We start from the raw sequence: 14,956 nt of genomic DNA on the forward strand, positions 1-14,956 counted from the left end.
GCAGTACCGCCGACCTTGCGCGCCTTATCGAAGCGCCGGTTATTCTCATCATCAACACCGGCAACATGACGCGCAGCATTGCCCCGCTGATCCTGGGTTTTAAAAACTTCGAGCCGGATGTAAATATAGCCGGAGTCATCCTGAATAAGGTGTCCGGGCCGCGACACGAATCAAAGCTTCGTGCGGCAATCGAACGTTACTGCGATGTTGAAGTCGTCGGCGCTATCCCAAGGTCGTCCGAAATCGGCATCATCCAGCGCCATCTCGGCCTTAAGCCCGCAAAGGAAGACGAGGCCGCAATGGCGACCATAGCTTCAATCGGCACTCTTATTGAGAGCCACGTAGACCTTGATAAGCTTGTGAACATAGCCAAGGCAGCCCGAATTCTGCCTGAAATCGCCGCCGCCGCCGCCGCTCATCCGACACCCACTGTCAGGATCGGTATCGCTCGCGACCGGGCGTTTACGTTTTACTATCCCGAAAATATCGAGGCGCTTGAAGCTGCCGGTGCAGAGCTGGTGCCCTTCAGCCCGATGTATGACGAGCATCTGCCGCTCGACCTCAACGGCCTTTATATCGGCGGCGGCTTTCCGGAGGTCTTTATGGGCGAACTCGAGGACAACCGCTCCATCCGCGAGCAGATCCGAATCGCCGTTGAAGCGGGCATGCCCGTGTATGCCGAGTGCGGCGGCCTTATGTACCTGGCCCGCGGTATCTCATGGGAGGGCATCACCAGGGAGATGGTCGGCGGCATCCCGTGCGACATCCTGATGCACGAGAAACCGAAAGGGCACGGATATATTAAACTCACCACCACCGGTGACAGCTGGATGAAATCGGACATCGAAATCACCGGACATGAATTTCACTACTCAGAAGTAGTCAACCTCGGCGATGTTAAATTCGCGTACAAACTTTCACGCGGAAAAGGGTTGGATGGCAGGAATGACGGCATCGTATATCGAAATACTCTAGCATCATATGCCCACTTGCATAGCCTGGGCGCCCCTCAATGGGCTGATGAATTCGTCGCTTTAATAAAACATATAGGTAACCTATAATTCACGTAGCAGAAAAGAAAAACGGCTGGTAAAGCAATTAAAAAATGGCCTTCCTTAGCGAAACAAAAACTTGAAAATTTATTCGTTACGGTATTGACAAAAGGTAGGGTAATTGTTAAGCTCAACGTAACATTTGGTACGTACTCTTTTCCAGAAACAGTTACAAGTTAACAGCCACTCTATTAAAAAAGCTATTAAGCAAGCGACAATAAAATATTAACAAGGAGGTAAAAACATGAGTTTCGAACTAAACGGCAAGGTTTACGAAACGGACGATGACGGTTACCTGGTTAACCTCGATGATTGGAACGAAGAGGTAGCTGGCTACATCGCACAACAAGAGGGCGTCGATATGACAGAGGCCCACTGGGAGGTTGTGAACTTTTTACGCGACTACTACCAGGAATACAAAATTGCTCCGATGATCAAAATCTTGATCAAAGAAATGAAGAAAATGTTCGGTCCTGAGAAGGGTAGCAATGCTTACCTTTATCAGCTATACCCAGCTGGCCCGGCGCTTCAGGCTTGCAAGATCGCAGGGCTTCCGAAACCAACAGGCTGTGTATAGGCAATAAGTAATTACTTCTTATTGAAGTAAAGAAAAGATCGGCCTAAAATGGTCGGTCTCTATCTAGGGATGTATATCCCCTCGGGTATTAATTTGGAACCAGCCCTTAGAAGGAAAACGATCGTTATCCTGTAAAAAGATTTCTAAAAAGCAGAGGTGCTCAATAAGCAATCGTTAAAGGAGAGGATGCGTGTTTCCTATTACCTTGTGTATGCTTGTTTTTGTGATTCACGTTCGGTGTTCGACTAAAGGCTGTAGTTCTGGTCGAAGTTCTTTTAAAATTACGGTCTTTTAAAAAAGTCAGTGGACGGAATGTTCTTCAGAGCAAAGGCCTAAAGAACAAAAAGGAAGAGCTATGATCGATATATTATTGCTGTACACTGTGTTTGCTAATGTGGCGATGGCAATATTCTTTGTAAAACATAGTAGTTTTTTCTTTATGCCGGCCCTTGCATCGCTTAACTGGATTTCAACGTTTGATGCATGGGCGGGCTTTCTTTTCTTATCACCACTGCTTTTCCTGCTTCTGATGAGGTTGTTTGTAGATAGGACCTACTGCGTATCGTTACTAACTGATTTTTGGGCTTGTGGCATTCGTGTATATCATGGCCTTGAGAATGCCACCGCTGTTGCCTGTTGAAGGTAAGTATGTAAAGGGGCACAAACCGGAGGCAACCGAGGTACCCGAACTGGTGGATGCGGTTAGTCCTGTATAGGTGAAAGCAATACCAAAGTAGCAACATTTAGTGACAGTAAATGATTACATCCAGTGATTGGTTACTGCAACAAAGAAAAGGAGGCTAAGTAAATGTCAGACGAGCTAAAGACTCCACTCTTGGACGAGTTGGAAAAAGGAGCATGGCCAAGCTTTGTTACGGACCTGAAAAGTATGGCCGGCAAAAGCAACATGGTCAAAGACCTACTGCGTCAGCTCGAAAAGTCGTACCGCGACAAAAGGGGTTATTGGAAACACGGTGGCTTGGTAGGCGTTATGGGGTACGGCGGAGGTGTTATCGGAAGGTATTCAGCTTTGCCGGATGAGTTCCCGGGTGTATCGCACTTTCATACGCTTAGGATTAACCAGACCTCTGGTTGGTTCTATACCTCAAAAGCCCTAAACGAGCTTATGGATATTTGGGATGAGCACGGTTCGGGTCTTCTCAATATGCACGGCTCAACCGGCGACCTGGTATTCCTCGGAACGGTTTCAGATGAGCTGGAGCCAACGTTTAGGGCCGTAACAGAGAAAGGTTGGGACCTTGGAGGCTCCGGTTCGGATTTAAGAACCCCGAGCTGCTGCGTAGGCCCGGCCAGGTGCGAGAACGCGTGTTTCGATACGATGGCGCTCACCTATAATATTACACATAAGTACCAGGATGAGCTGCATAGGCCGATGTTCAACTACAAGTACAAGATTAAAATGTCTGGTTGCCCAAATGATTGTACCGCCGCTATCGCGCGTTCGGATATGGGCGTCATCGGTATCTGGAAAGACGATATCCGGGTTAACCAGGCCGAGTTTGCAAATTATGTCGATTCTGGATTCAACGTCCAGGAGTTCGTAGTCGAAAAATGCCCGACCAAGTGCATAAGCGTAGAGGGCAAAGAGATTAAGATCGATAACAGCAATTGTGTAAAGTGTATGCACTGCATCAACACAATGCCAAAAGCTCTCGCTGTTGGTAAAGATCGCGGCGTCGCCATCACACTTGGAGCCAAAGCCCCAATCGTAGAGGGCGCTCTGTTCGGTTCGGTTATGGTGCCGTTCATGAAGATGGAACCCCCGTTCGAGGAATTCCACGATCTTCTTGGGAGAATCTGGGAGTTCTGGGATGAGTACGGTAAGAACAGGGAAAGAATCGGTGAGTTCATAGTGCGTATAGGTCTTGCTACCTTCATCGAAGGCATCGGGCTCGATCCGATCCCGCAAATGGTCAAGCAGCCTAGAGACAATCCGTACATCTTCTTTGAGGAGTATTACAAGGAAGAAGAGGAGAAATAGGCCTGCATATATGCGGCCAAATTAGAAACTTTGTATAGGAGGTAAACTACATGTCGACTACGACAGAGAGAAAAACGGATATAGGCCCACCGCATTACGAACAGTTCTTGCACCCGATAATCAAAGCCAATTATGGCAAGTGGAAATATCATGAGACACTAAAACCGGGCGTGCTGGTTCATGTAGCTGAGTCGGGCGATAAGATATTTACGGTTCGTGCAGCGTCACCGAGGTTGATAAGTACGAATTTCTTAAGGAAAATGACCGGTTTGGCGGATAAGTACGCCGATGGATATCTGAGGTTTACCAGCAGGAACAACATCGAGTTCTTGTTGGCCAACAAGGATAATATTGATCCTTTAATAAAGGATATTAACGCTGCCGGCACACTCGTCGGCGGTACTAACAACGCTATATCGAACGTAATTCACACACAGGGATGGGTACACTGTCACTCATCCGCTACGGACGCATCCGGGCTGGTCAAGGTTGTGATGGATGAGTTGGCCGAGTATTTCACCTCGATGAAATTGCCGCACAAACTAAGAATCGCTGTGGCGTGTTGCCTCAACATGTGCGGTGCGGTTCACGCATCGGATATCGCCGTCCTTGGCGTTCACAGAACGCCGCCGCATATCGACCACAAAAACCTGCCGAACCAATGCGAGATCCCGACAACGGTCGCATCGTGCCCGAATAACGCGATCAGGCCGACATCGATCGAAGGACGCGCAACAGTTAAGGTGGACGAGGAAAAGTGCATGTACTGCGGCAACTGCTTCGGGGTTTGCCCGGCCATGCCGATTGCCGATCCGCTGAACGACGGCGTTTCGATCTGGGTTGGAGGCAAGATTTGTAACGCCAGGACCGAGCCTATGTTCACCAAATTGGTGATCCCGTATATACCCAACAATCCGCCACGGTGGCCCGAGGTTACGTCCGCGGTTAAGAATATCGTTGAGCTATACGCCAAGAACGCTAAACCATACGAGCGTATGGGCGAATGGATTAACAGGATAGGCTGGCCGAAGTTCTTCGATTTGACGGGTATTGAGTTTACGAAATACCACCTCGACGACTTCAAGCATGCCGGTACGACCTACAGAAGGTCGCTACAAAATAGATATTAGGAGGAGTTAACATGGCTGGGGAAATTTCGGTTGAGCAGATTGCAGATGATATGTACAGTATGGTTGCTGAGAGCGCAGGGCAAAAGAAGCTAAAAGCAACCGACCTTACAAAAGCGATGATCGCAAAGTATGGCGACAAGGTAACCAAGCAGGATGCTAAAGATGCAATTAAGCAACTTATCGACTCCGGCCGGTGCATATATGGTTACTTTGGCGGAAGTTCTATTGAGATTCCGCATACAGAGGGCGCCGCTAACCAATAAGCTAGGTAAACAAGTAATCACGATATTCGCTTAGGCGTAAACACACCGGTAATAAGGAGAACGGGCTTTCGCTAAGCTGCTTTGAACGGCGGTGTGGTGATGCCTGAGAGCAAAAGGAGGGAAATATGGCGGTAGTACTAAAAACACGGAAGCGACCGATAGGTGCGGCTAGTTATAGCAGTTCGGGTGAAGGCAGCTATTTGAGGCCGGCGTATAACGAGAAAACACCGCCTTGCAAGAACGCCTGTCCGAGCAGCAATGCCATACGATCGTTTCTAACGTCGATCGCTCAGACTGAGTACTATGGGAGAAGCTACGAGGAATCGTACGAACAGGCATGGAGAATACTGACGGATACGAACCCGTTGCCGGCCGTTCTTGGAAGAGTCTGCCCGCATTTCTGCGAGGGCGATTGTAATAGAAAAGAAAAAGACGAGGCCGTTTCGATCAACCAGATCGAACGATTCCTCGGTGATTTCGGAATCCAGAACAACCTGCAGCATCAGAAGATAACGGACGAGACTCGCTCCGAGAAAATCGCCGTTATAGGTTCTGGTCCGGCCGGACTCTCTGCCGCGTTCCAGCTTGCAAGAAGGGGTTACCCGGTAACGATATTTGAAGCGTTCGATAAATCGGGCGGTATGTTGAGGTACGGTATCCCAACATACAGGCTTCCAGATAATGTTATCGACGCCGAGGTTGCCAAGATAGAAGCGCTTGGTGTTGAGATTAAATACAACACCAAGGTCGGCAAGGATATATCCATTGACGACTTAAAAAAAGAATACAAGGCTATATTCCTTGGAATCGGTGCCCATGTAGGCTGGAAGCTCGGAATTCCGGGCGAGGACGGCAAAGGCGTAATAAACGCCGTAGAGTTCTTATATAAGACCAATGCAGGCGAGAGCATGGATCTTAAGGGCAAAAAAGTGCTGGTTATCGGCGGCGGTAACAGCGCAGTAGACACGGCGAGGGCTTCTCTAAGGCTTGGAGCAAAGCCTCAGATTGTCTACCGCAGGACAAAAGAGGAAATGCCCGCACTTGATGAGGAAATCAAGGACACCGAGGATGAAGGAATCCATATCGAGTTCCTCGCCGCACCGGTTGAGGTTATCAGCGACGGCGGTAAAGTCACCGGGCTAAAATGCATAAAGATGGAGCTTGGCGAGCCGGATGCAAGCGGTCGTAGAAGGCCGGTACCGGTTAAGGGCTCAGAGTTTGTAATCGATGCGGATATGGTTATCCCGGCCATTGGCCAGGGTCCGGATTTTGCGGGCCTTAAGAGCTATGACGAAAGCGGCTGGATTGCGACACAGAGCGCGTTTGGTCAGACAAACGATGAAGGAGTGTTCGCAGGCGGTGACGTTACCAACAAGCTTGGTACGGTAACCGAAGCGGTCGGTCTCGGCCACAAAGCAGCTATGGCAATCGATGCTTTCGTTAAGGGCGAGGATATACCGAAAGAGTACCCGCCGAAGGTTGTAAAGTTCTCGACGATGGCGATGAGCTATTACACGAGCCTGCCGCGTGCAGAGAAGACGCACATGGCCGTTTCGAACCGTACAAGCAACTTTGACGAAGTCGTTTCCACGCTCGTCAATGAGGCGGCAATCGAAGAGACAAAACGCTGCTTAAGCTGTGGTATGTGCTTCGACTGCGGCAATTGCTACAACTTCTGCACCTACAGCGTCTTTAAGAAGACGCCGGAGAAGCACGAGTTCGATCCGCGCTACAAGATGAACCTTGATATCTGCGTTGGCTGCAAGAAGTGCGCCGAAGAGTGCCCTTGCAACTACATCGACATGGTATAGTGAGGCTATCCGTTTAGCCACATTCATATTCCAAAAGACCCGCCTCTAACGCGATAAAGAAGCGTTAGAGGCGGGTCTTTATTTTAAGAGATAACTTTTCCGGTTTCATCAACTTCGTATCCGCCCATTGCAAGAACCTGTCGTTTAAACTCGTTTGAGCAAATAACCTCGAGCATTAACCGAATTTTTTTGTCCTCCATGTATTCGCTCGGGATTACGAGGTCGTATCTTTCCTTTGTAACTGGAATGAAGTCGAGTGAAAGAGCTTTGGCGGCGGCGAGGATCCCGAGGCCGACATCAGCGGCTCCGGAAGCGACTGCCATTGCCACATTCATATGTGTGTACTCCTCGTTATAGTAGCCCGCTACATCATCTGGCCCTATGCCTGCCTTGCTAAGTTCGTAATCCATTAGAATACGAGTACCCGAACCCGGCTGGCGGTTGACGAAAGCGATATCCTTGCGTTTTAGATCATGGATGCTTTGAATGTCTTTCGGATTACCATTTGCCACCATAAAACCCTGCCAGCGATGCACGAGATTGATAAGTTTTACCGGGACCGAGGGTAGGTAGCGTTGAATGAACGAATGGTTGTAATCCCCAGTTTCCTCATCTAGCAGATGGGAGCCCGCGAAATGCGCTGTTTGTTTCCTCAACGCGATAAGGCCCCCAAGGCTTCCGACGTTGCTGGATGAAACCTGCACTCTACCGCCGGTTTTTTCTTTCAGCATACTGCCTATCAGGTCGATGGTCAGATCATGGGAGCCGATGGCCACAAGCCTGCCATCGATCATTTCGCGTGAAGCGAGTAGTTCCGCCTCGATTTGTTCTCCTTCAGACAAGCCGCCGGTTTCCTGCGGTATGCGAATGATCCCATCGGCGCGCACGATAGATGAAAGAACCCCGGCGCCGCCTGCAAGAGGGGTGGCTACGAGCCTACCGCCGACGTTGCCGATAATAACCCTCACGTGCTCTTCGAGCCCCAGTTTAGAGGGTATCTTTCGCCCGACCGTAACGAGGGCTTTTTCAGGCTCCGGCGGCTCAAGCCCTTGGAGCATATACAGAAGGGGCCGCACGAACTCCCTGAAAGCCACGGCTGCCGAAACAGGGTATCCGGGAATACCGACAATTGGCCTACCTTCTGCCTTGGCTATCAATGCCGGTTTACCCGGCATCACCGTGACACCATGGACAAGCAGACGCCCGATTTCTTCAAGAAGTTGCGGGGTGAAATCTTCAGAGCCTGCAGACGAGCCGGCGATTGTCATAATCAGATCATATTGCTTTGAGAGGGCTTCTTTCAGAGTTCTTTTAAGCTCACTTTCGATATCCGATACCGGCGCATGAATTTCTGCTCCCGCACCGCATTCCTCAGACATCGAAGCCAGCATCTGCCCGTCAACCTCAAGTATCGCTCCCTTGGGTAACGGGTCAGGCGCTTGCTCGGGAATAATTATCTCTGTGCCTGTGGGGATGATCAAGACACGGGGTTTGCGCATGACTTCCACGGTATATACGCCGGCGGCAAGCAATGCGGCCTGATCGAAAGCACGAACGCGCTGGCGAGTTGGTAGAATGATTTCCCCTTTGACCATGTCTTCGCCGGCTTTGCGCACATTTCGCCACGGATAAGCCGCCTCCCGGATTTCCCATCCTTCTTCCGTAGCCTCGACCTTTTCGATCATGACTACGGCATCGGTGCCTTCAGGCATGGGGTCGCCCGTGTCGATCATGACGGTGCGACCACCCTTGGGAAGAATGACCGGTCTTTCAGGCAAGGCTCCAAACGTTTCGGAAGCCTTAACCGCGATGCCGTCCATGGCCGCAGCATGGTATGCCGGAACCGATTGCTTAGTAATGACGGGCTTTGCCAGCACGCGCCCCAGGGCTTTTCGCACTGGAACCGGTTCGCTTTCAACGCGAATATCCTTGAAGTTTTCCAACAGAATCCGCCTGGCTTCATCTAAGGGTTTTAAGTTACGATATATTCTCTTTTTGCGCTCCATATTGCTTCCTTCTTTAGATTTAGAATAGGTATACGTTAACAAGCTCGCCGGCCGCCATGCCTTCAGTATGAATCGGAACAATAAAGAAACCATCCGCTTTGACAAGGGTGGACATCATGCCGGATTTCCCAAAGACGGGGAGAGCTGCCAGTTCGTCTTGCTTTCGCTCAAGTTTTACCCTGATGTAGTCCTCGCGGCCGTGCGGCGAATGCACGGATGCGGCAAGCTTGGCGTGTATCCGCTGGCCGGTCGGCTCTTTTTTCAGTTCCTCGCCTTCGAGATACTTTAGAAACGGCAATAGAAACACCTGGGCCACGATCATTGCAGATACCGGATGCCCGGGAAGACCAAAAACTGGTTTACCTTGCACAGCTGCTAAAAGTGTTGGTTTTCCCGGACTTATAGCAACGCCGTGCGCGTATATTTCCATCTTAGAGAAGCTGCTTACTACTTCAACAATATAGTCGCGCTCGCCCACGGAACTGCCGCCGGAAAGCACAACCACGTCTGAAGTGTCGAGTGCGTTTTGCAGCGCAGATTTTAAAAGACCCGGTTTGTCCCGGACAATCTCGCTTGAAATCGAGATAGCTCCCACGGTCTTAACCAGCGCACGGATTGCATAGCTGTTTATATCCCGTATCTGCCCCGGCAATGGTGTTTTTGTTACCGGCACTATCTCATCCCCGGTTGAAATGATGGCGACTCCGGGTTTTTTAAAGGCCGTGAGTTCGGTTATACCAAGCCCGGCCAATATACCGACATCTTGAGGTCTAATTCGTCGCCCAGCCGGCAGGACCTTTTCGCCAAAGGCGACATCATCAGCTCTGTTTAACACATTTTCACCTTGGGTCACGGGCCTTGTCACTTCGATTTCGCCATCGGTAAGGGGATTTGTGTATTCCACCATGACAACAGCATCCGCGCTCTCAGGCAAAAAGCCACCCGTAGGAATTTCTACCGCTTGACCTTGGGCAATCGATATATCAGAAAGCGTTCCCATAGAGATTTGTCCGACAGTTGTAAGTAGTGCCGGTATAGTATCCGAAGCCCCGAACGTATCCGCTGCTCTTACGGCGTATCCGTCCATTGTTGACCTCGCCCGAGCCGGAAGGTCTTCCTTTGAAACCACATCCATGCCAAGAACTCGGCCCAGTGAATGTTCCAGGTCTATTTGCTCAAATGTTAATCTGGCAAATCCAGCCAGCGCATCAAAAATCTGCTGGGGCGTTACAACTTTAAAAAATTCCGGCATAGCTTATCCTTTAAGTTAAATAGGTAGTTAAAGATAGTTTAACAAATAGCAGTTTTTAATGGAAAAAGTCCAGAACATATTTGAGGGCAGTGAAGACAATAATCCCGCTTAGCATCCACTTAATGGCTTTTGCCGGAACATATTTCTGGCATCTTGCGCCAAGATACATCCCGGCCATACCACCGAGTCCGAACAGAACGCCGAGCAGCAAATCAGGAGCCACGGACATCTTAGGATAAAGCGGTGCGATAGCCTGGTAAAAAGCAACACCTGCTACCGACGTGACAAAGGTTCCCATCAGCGCCGCACCGGCCACCGTATAAACCGGAAGGCCAAAGAAGGAGACAAAGAAAGGAGCGATAATCGTACCGCCCCCGATACCATAGATGCCGCCAACGATTCCGACAATAAAGCTAAGGGCGAAGATACCCCAGAACGAGACATCGAACTGCTCACCGTAAAATGTGTAGCCGAGCCGTTTCCGATTGAAATGCGTAATCTTAATAGGCTTCAGGGTGCCTCCATCGGCGATCTTGAAGGCGGCTGCTCCCTTGCCGTAATTGCGCACAAGCTCCTGGAAGCGCTTCTCACTTTTGGCCTTATCAGAAGCACCCGAGCTTTTACTCAGTAAATCGCGGATCATCTTAACGCCGATATAGAGTAAGATTGCGGCGGCAAAGAGCTTGAAATCCTTTGGGTCGGGCAGGTACGTGACACGTACCAAAGCACCGATGAGAACGCCCGGAAGCGTGCCGATTATCACTATCAAGGTCAGCGGCCACACCATGCGGTCCTCTTTATAGTAGCGGTATACGCCGCTCGGGATAGCTACGATATTAAACACCTGATTGGTAGAGCTGACAGACGGGTTTGCGTACCCAAGAAAAGACATCTGAAACGGAAGCAGCAAGAATGCGCCGGATACGCCTCCCATGGAGGTAAAAAACGAAATTACAAAGGCTACCAATGGCGGTATCCACGGCGCGACATGGATACCGGCGACCTGAAAGAACATGGCTAACCTCCTGAAATATCTTGGGTTAATTTGGGCTTCAACCCAACTTCCTCAGCGACTACAAGCAATTCTTTGTCCGATGACAGGAAATCAGCATCGGGCACTTTTAACGCAGCCGCTAACTGAAGTGAGTCGAGTGTTCTTAAGTTTCGAGTCTTGCCATACCTTAAGATTAGGTCAGATGCGATTCTGAAGTCATCTTGAGCCAGATCTAACAACTCAACATTTTCGGCTTGGGTATCACTTAAGAACGCTTCCCATATTAATTGTTGCTCTTGTTCCTGGAGTTCATTCATCCTAACTTTTTTCATTAACGCCGAAGCGAATTCTACAAGCGACAATTCGCATAGATATAAGCGCTTAGCAGCGAGAATCACTCTCTCGACATCATTGCTATCAGTTTCAGGATAATAGTATTTTACCAGGGAGCTTGTATCGATGAAGATGTCCATTTACAAGCGTTCTTCTCTATTCTCGGAAACAACCTGAGATAAAGGTTTTCCCTGAGGCTTAATGAGACTCCTAAGTTGCTCGCGGTTTGCAAGGGTCTTTGGCTGCTTGGTTGGGATCGGGACAATCTTAGCGATTGGTTCGTCTCTCTTTGTAATAATGACTTCTTCGCCTTTTTGCACTGATTCGAGGTATTTCGTCAGGTTCTTTCTCATTTCTTTAATGCCGGCTCTTATCATAGCTACCTCCAGGTTTACACCAGTGTACACTATATGATCGTACCCATCAACCATAATTAAAGAAGATGTAACAGCATTATTCAAAGCCATCTAAAACTCTCGACCTATAAAGTGCTCGCGTGCTTCATCAAAACTTCTGAACACTAGGAAATCATAAGTACGTTTGAGCCGATCGCATGCCTCTTGCCGGTCTTCAGATGAGCAAACTAAGACAACAGCCCCGCCAAGTTGTGCTACCCGGTTACGCATTTCTTTAAGGTAGTCAAAAGCGTCTTCAGCTAATGCTTCAAGATGATTAAATTTAAGAATAAGTTTTAGCCTGTTATTTCGGATAAGCGCACTGAGCATTTCTTTCATCAGCACAATGTCTTCTTCATCGTAGGTTCCCGAGAAGAGCACGGTTGTGATGCTTTTTTGCTCTGTTATCTCGATCTTGAGCCTTCTTTCTTCTGCCAATATAATCCTCTCCGTCATGCTTAAGCAATAAATTCTATCTTCCCGACCATACTTATAATTATTACCCTTAAAGCATTTGGATATTCATTGTAGTATTCCTAACCGCCCATCAAGCAGTCCCCGTGATATTTTTGCGGGATCAAATTGACCGGGAAACCACAAAAATCGGCTATAATATAAATTTAAGAACATAAGATTTTTACTTTACCTTAAAGATAGTCATCGTAAGCAAGTAATAGTATAATCTTTATAAGGCAATACTGATAAGTCTATATTAAATAAAACTAATGCGTTATAGCACCAATGCTATTAAAAACATCGGTTACTAAGTTTGGAGGCGCCAATGAAGGAAGAGCTGATCGATTTAAGCAAAGCAGTAACAGAAGCGGAAGCCGAGCACATAATAGAAGAAACCCTCGAAAAATATGATAAGTATGTAAACCCCGGTTTTGCGCGTCTTATGAGGTTTCTCGGGACTACTGTGGAAGTAAAGACCGAAGGACCTTATATGTACGATATCAAAGGCCATAAATACCTCGATTTTTTAAGCGGCCATGGCGTCTATAACCTTGGGTATTGCCATCCAAAGGTGGTTAAGGCGGTTGAGGATCAGCTAAAAATGATTGCGCAAACCAGCGTCCGTACCGTTATGAACAAGCCGATGGCCGACCTCTGTGAGAGGCTCGCCAAAATCACCCCCGGTGATTTAACCTACTCGTTTATCGGCAACAGCGGTACCGAGGCGGTTGAAGGCGCGTTGAAGCTGGCAAGGATTGCTTCCGGTAAACCACAAATAATAGCGGCCGATAATGGATTTCACGGTAAATCGCTCGGAGCGCTAAGCGCAACCGGCAGGCCGCTCTACCGGGACCCGTTTAAGCCCCTGCTTCCAGAATTCGACCACGTAAGGTTTGGCGACATAGACGCGCTTAAGGCAGTCATTGGCGAAACTACTGCGGCGGTTATCCTTGAGCCCATCCAGGGAGAGGGCGGTGTAATCGTCCCGCCGAAGGGATACTTAAGTGACGTGCGTCAGCTCTGCGACGACACCGGCGCGCTTCTTATCCTCGATGAGGTACAAACCGGCATGGGCAGGACGGGTACTATGTTTGCGTGCGAGCAGGAGGACGTTACCCCCGATATCATGACGCTTGCAAAAGCGCTGGGTGGCGGCGTAATGCCGATAGGCGCATTTATTGCAACGCCGAAAGCGTTTGCGCCGTTTGCGGAACATCCGCTGCTTCACACATCGACGTTCGGCGGAAACCCGCTGGCCTGCGCCGCGGCGAATGCGACGATCGATATCATCATAGAAGAAGATCTGCCGCGGCAAGCCGCCGAAAAGGGCGAGTATTTCCTTGAAAAACTGAAGAGAATGCAAGACGATTTCCCCGGCGTTATAACCGACGTACGCGGAAAAGGCTTGCTTATCGGTGTTGAATTTGCCGATGAGGGTTTAGCCGGAAGCATGATTTTTGAGCTTGAGAATGAGGGCGTTCTCGTCCTCTACATGTTAAACAACCCAAAAGTCATCCGTATCGAGCCGCCGCTTATCATCACCTATGAGCAAATCGACTTCATGATCGGCGTACTCTATGATGCCGTGGACAAGTATAAAACGCTTATGGGCTAACCGCTTTATCAATAATACTCGTAGATATACAGGAGGGATAGCAGTGCCGTTAGTGGAGGAACAAATCGATATAAAAATGAAGCCCGAAACGCTTTTTTCCATTATTTCAGACTTCGAAAAATATCCGGAATTTATGGCCGATGTAAAAAAGGTTACTATCCTCGAAAAGGGCGATGAGTGGTCAACTTCAGAATGGATAAACGAAGTTGTTGGGCGCACCATTAGATGGGTCGAGAAGGATTTTGTAAAGCCGGCCGAAAACCGGATTGATTATGAGCAAATAGAAGGCGACCTTAAGGTATTAAAAGGATTTTGGCAACTCGAACCAAACGGTGCATCGACAAAAGTAACGTTCAACATGGAGTTCGAATTCGGGATACCGATGTTAGCGCCTCTTTTGCACCCGCTGCTGACGAAAGTACTTCGCGATAACGTAAAGCAGATGCTCGCTGATCTTAAGAAGAAAGCAGAAGAATAATAGAAAAGGTGCCCAGGTGACCTTAAATATCCCAAACTTACTAACGTTATCCAGGCTTCTGTTGGTGCCCGTTTATGTCTATGCGGCGTTAGCGGCAAGCTCGATGCTGAATCTCGTTGCGGCGCTTGCGTTTGGGATCGCGGCGCTCACCGATTTGTTCGATGGGTTTGTCGCTCGGCGGCTCAACCAGGTGACCGATTTCGGAAAAATCCTCGACCCTGTTGTGGATCGTATCCTTATTATCTCGGCGATGGTTGTTCTCTACGTAAAAATAAGTGCCCTGGTACCGCTCTGGGTCGTGCTTACCGTAGTTGGGCGCGATCTTCTCATGATTTTAGGCTGGGTATATATATCCCATTTAGGTATCCGGATAAAGGTTGCCTACGAGGGTAAGGTTGCAACCGCGATCTTGATGTTTTCGGTGTTTTTCCTGCTACTCGACGTTAGCGTCGGAGTGTTCAGCACAACAACCCTCGGGATAGGGCTTTTTTACATCGGTGTAGCTTTATCGCTGGTAACCGGTTTAAAATACGTCAAATTAGGGATAAGTATAATAAAGAGCAAGCAAGCACACAAATGATTCAGCCCGCAA

The 14,956-nt window shown here is 48.9% G+C and carries 16 protein-coding genes; 10 read left to right on the forward strand and 6 right to left on the reverse strand.

Annotation, left to right across the window (positions count from 1 at the left end; translation table 11 throughout):
* The 7 genes from COY37_RS03390 to COY37_RS03420 all read left to right on the forward strand — a co-directional run.
* On the forward strand, nt 1–1,061 hold a 1,061-nt coding region (locus COY37_RS03390; RefSeq protein ID WP_286976099.1), incomplete at its 5' end, for a cobyrinic acid a,c-diamide synthase CobB.
* Between the two features lie 235 nt (nt 1,062–1,296).
* Nucleotides 1,297–1,629, forward strand: a complete 333-nt coding sequence (locus COY37_RS03395) for a TusE/DsrC/DsvC family sulfur relay protein (protein WP_286678403.1) — start codon at nt 1,297–1,299, stop codon at nt 1,627–1,629.
* Nucleotides 1,630–1,984: 355 nt separating this feature from the next.
* A complete protein-coding gene (locus tag COY37_RS03400; RefSeq protein ID WP_286678404.1) occupies nt 1,985–2,269 on the forward strand; it encodes a hypothetical protein in 285 nt (94 codons plus the stop codon).
* Between the two features lie 168 nt (nt 2,270–2,437).
* Nucleotides 2,438–3,631, forward strand: coding sequence for a dissimilatory-type sulfite reductase subunit alpha (gene dsrA / locus COY37_RS03405; protein ID WP_286678405.1), 1,194 nt, complete (start codon nt 2,438–2,440; stop codon nt 3,629–3,631).
* A gap of 50 nt (nt 3,632–3,681) precedes the next feature.
* A complete protein-coding gene (gene dsrB / locus COY37_RS03410; RefSeq protein WP_286678406.1) occupies nt 3,682–4,761 on the forward strand; it encodes a dissimilatory-type sulfite reductase subunit beta in 1,080 nt (359 codons plus the stop codon).
* Nucleotides 4,762–4,772: 11 nt separating this feature from the next.
* Nucleotides 4,773–5,024, forward strand: a complete 252-nt coding sequence (locus tag COY37_RS03415; RefSeq protein WP_286678407.1) for a hypothetical protein — start codon at nt 4,773–4,775, stop codon at nt 5,022–5,024.
* Nucleotides 5,025–5,149: 125 nt separating this feature from the next.
* Nucleotides 5,150–6,835: an NAD(P)-binding protein gene (locus tag COY37_RS03420; RefSeq protein ID WP_286976104.1), complete on the forward strand. Its 1,686-nt coding sequence runs from the start codon at nt 5,150–5,152 to the stop codon at nt 6,833–6,835.
* Nucleotides 6,836–6,918: 83 nt separating this feature from the next.
* Here COY37_RS03420 and COY37_RS03425 read toward each other — a convergent pair whose 3' ends face one another.
* From COY37_RS03425 to COY37_RS03450, 6 genes are all read right to left on the reverse strand, one after another.
* On the reverse strand, nt 6,919–8,841 hold the full coding sequence (locus COY37_RS03425; protein WP_286678409.1) for a molybdopterin biosynthesis protein: 1,923 nt from the start codon (nt 8,839–8,841) through the stop codon (nt 6,919–6,921).
* A 19-nt stretch (nt 8,842–8,860) separates the two neighbouring features.
* A complete protein-coding gene (locus COY37_RS03430; protein ID WP_286678410.1) occupies nt 8,861–10,093 on the reverse strand; it encodes a molybdopterin molybdotransferase MoeA in 1,233 nt (410 codons plus the stop codon).
* A gap of 55 nt (nt 10,094–10,148) precedes the next feature.
* Nucleotides 10,149–11,108: a sulfite exporter TauE/SafE family protein gene (locus tag COY37_RS03435; protein ID WP_286678411.1), complete on the reverse strand. Its 960-nt coding sequence runs from the start codon at nt 11,106–11,108 to the stop codon at nt 10,149–10,151.
* Nucleotides 11,109–11,110: 2 nt separating this feature from the next.
* Nucleotides 11,111–11,560, reverse strand: a complete 450-nt coding sequence (locus COY37_RS03440) for a type II toxin-antitoxin system VapC family toxin (RefSeq protein WP_286678412.1) — start codon at nt 11,558–11,560, stop codon at nt 11,111–11,113.
* Nucleotides 11,561–11,797, reverse strand: coding sequence for a type II toxin-antitoxin system Phd/YefM family antitoxin (locus COY37_RS03445; RefSeq protein WP_286678413.1), 237 nt, complete (start codon nt 11,795–11,797; stop codon nt 11,561–11,563).
* Nucleotides 11,798–11,887: 90 nt separating this feature from the next.
* Nucleotides 11,888–12,253, reverse strand: a complete 366-nt coding sequence (locus COY37_RS03450) for an STAS domain-containing protein (protein ID WP_286678414.1) — start codon at nt 12,251–12,253, stop codon at nt 11,888–11,890.
* A 343-nt stretch (nt 12,254–12,596) separates the two neighbouring features.
* Here COY37_RS03450 and COY37_RS03455 point away from each other — a divergent pair, with 343 nt between their 5' ends.
* From COY37_RS03455 to COY37_RS03465, 3 genes are read left to right on the forward strand one after another with little or no spacing between them, the layout of a single operon-like run.
* Complete coding sequence (locus tag COY37_RS03455; RefSeq protein ID WP_286678415.1) at nt 12,597–13,886, forward strand: aspartate aminotransferase family protein; 1,290 nt, start codon at nt 12,597–12,599, stop codon at nt 13,884–13,886.
* Between the two features lie 43 nt (nt 13,887–13,929).
* Nucleotides 13,930–14,364, forward strand: a complete 435-nt coding sequence (locus COY37_RS03460) for a type II toxin-antitoxin system RatA family toxin (RefSeq protein ID WP_286678416.1) — start codon at nt 13,930–13,932, stop codon at nt 14,362–14,364.
* 16 nt (nt 14,365–14,380) lie between these two features.
* Nucleotides 14,381–14,944 carry a CDP-alcohol phosphatidyltransferase family protein gene (locus COY37_RS03465; RefSeq protein ID WP_286678417.1) on the forward strand — a complete coding sequence of 188 codons (564 nt, stop codon included), beginning with the start codon at nt 14,381–14,383 and terminating at the stop codon, nt 14,942–14,944.
* The last annotated feature ends 12 nt before the right edge of the window (nt 14,945–14,956 follow it).

The sequence above is a fragment of the Candidatus Aquicultor secundus genome, assembly GCF_002791875.1.
Classification (GTDB): Bacteria; Actinomycetota; Aquicultoria; order Aquicultorales; family Aquicultoraceae; genus Aquicultor_A; species Aquicultor_A secundus.

What these genes read in the sequence shown, in the direction of transcription:
- COY37_RS03395 (WP_286678403.1), top strand. Translation starts at nt 1,297, where the DNA reads ATGAGTTTCGAACTAAACGGCAAGGTTTACGAAACGGACGATGACGGT.
- COY37_RS03400 (WP_286678404.1), top strand. Translation starts at nt 1,985, where the DNA reads ATGATCGATATATTATTGCTGTACACTGTGTTTGCTAATGTGGCGATG.
- dsrA (WP_286678405.1), top strand. Translation starts at nt 2,438, where the DNA reads ATGTCAGACGAGCTAAAGACTCCACTCTTGGACGAGTTGGAAAAAGGA.
- dsrB (WP_286678406.1), top strand. Translation starts at nt 3,682, where the DNA reads ATGTCGACTACGACAGAGAGAAAAACGGATATAGGCCCACCGCATTAC.
- COY37_RS03415 (WP_286678407.1), top strand. Translation starts at nt 4,773, where the DNA reads ATGGCTGGGGAAATTTCGGTTGAGCAGATTGCAGATGATATGTACAGT.
- COY37_RS03420 (WP_286976104.1), top strand. Translation starts at nt 5,150, where the DNA reads ATGGCGGTAGTACTAAAAACACGGAAGCGACCGATAGGTGCGGCTAGT.
- COY37_RS03425 (WP_286678409.1), bottom strand. Translation starts at nt 8,841, where the DNA reads ATGGAGCGCAAAAAGAGAATATATCGTAACTTAAAACCCTTAGATGAA.
- COY37_RS03430 (WP_286678410.1), bottom strand. Translation starts at nt 10,093, where the DNA reads ATGCCGGAATTTTTTAAAGTTGTAACGCCCCAGCAGATTTTTGATGCG.
- COY37_RS03435 (WP_286678411.1), bottom strand. Translation starts at nt 11,108, where the DNA reads ATGTTCTTTCAGGTCGCCGGTATCCATGTCGCGCCGTGGATACCGCCA.
- COY37_RS03440 (WP_286678412.1), bottom strand. Translation starts at nt 11,560, where the DNA reads ATGGACATCTTCATCGATACAAGCTCCCTGGTAAAATACTATTATCCT.
- COY37_RS03445 (WP_286678413.1), bottom strand. Translation starts at nt 11,797, where the DNA reads ATGATAAGAGCCGGCATTAAAGAAATGAGAAAGAACCTGACGAAATAC.
- COY37_RS03455 (WP_286678415.1), top strand. Translation starts at nt 12,597, where the DNA reads ATGAAGGAAGAGCTGATCGATTTAAGCAAAGCAGTAACAGAAGCGGAA.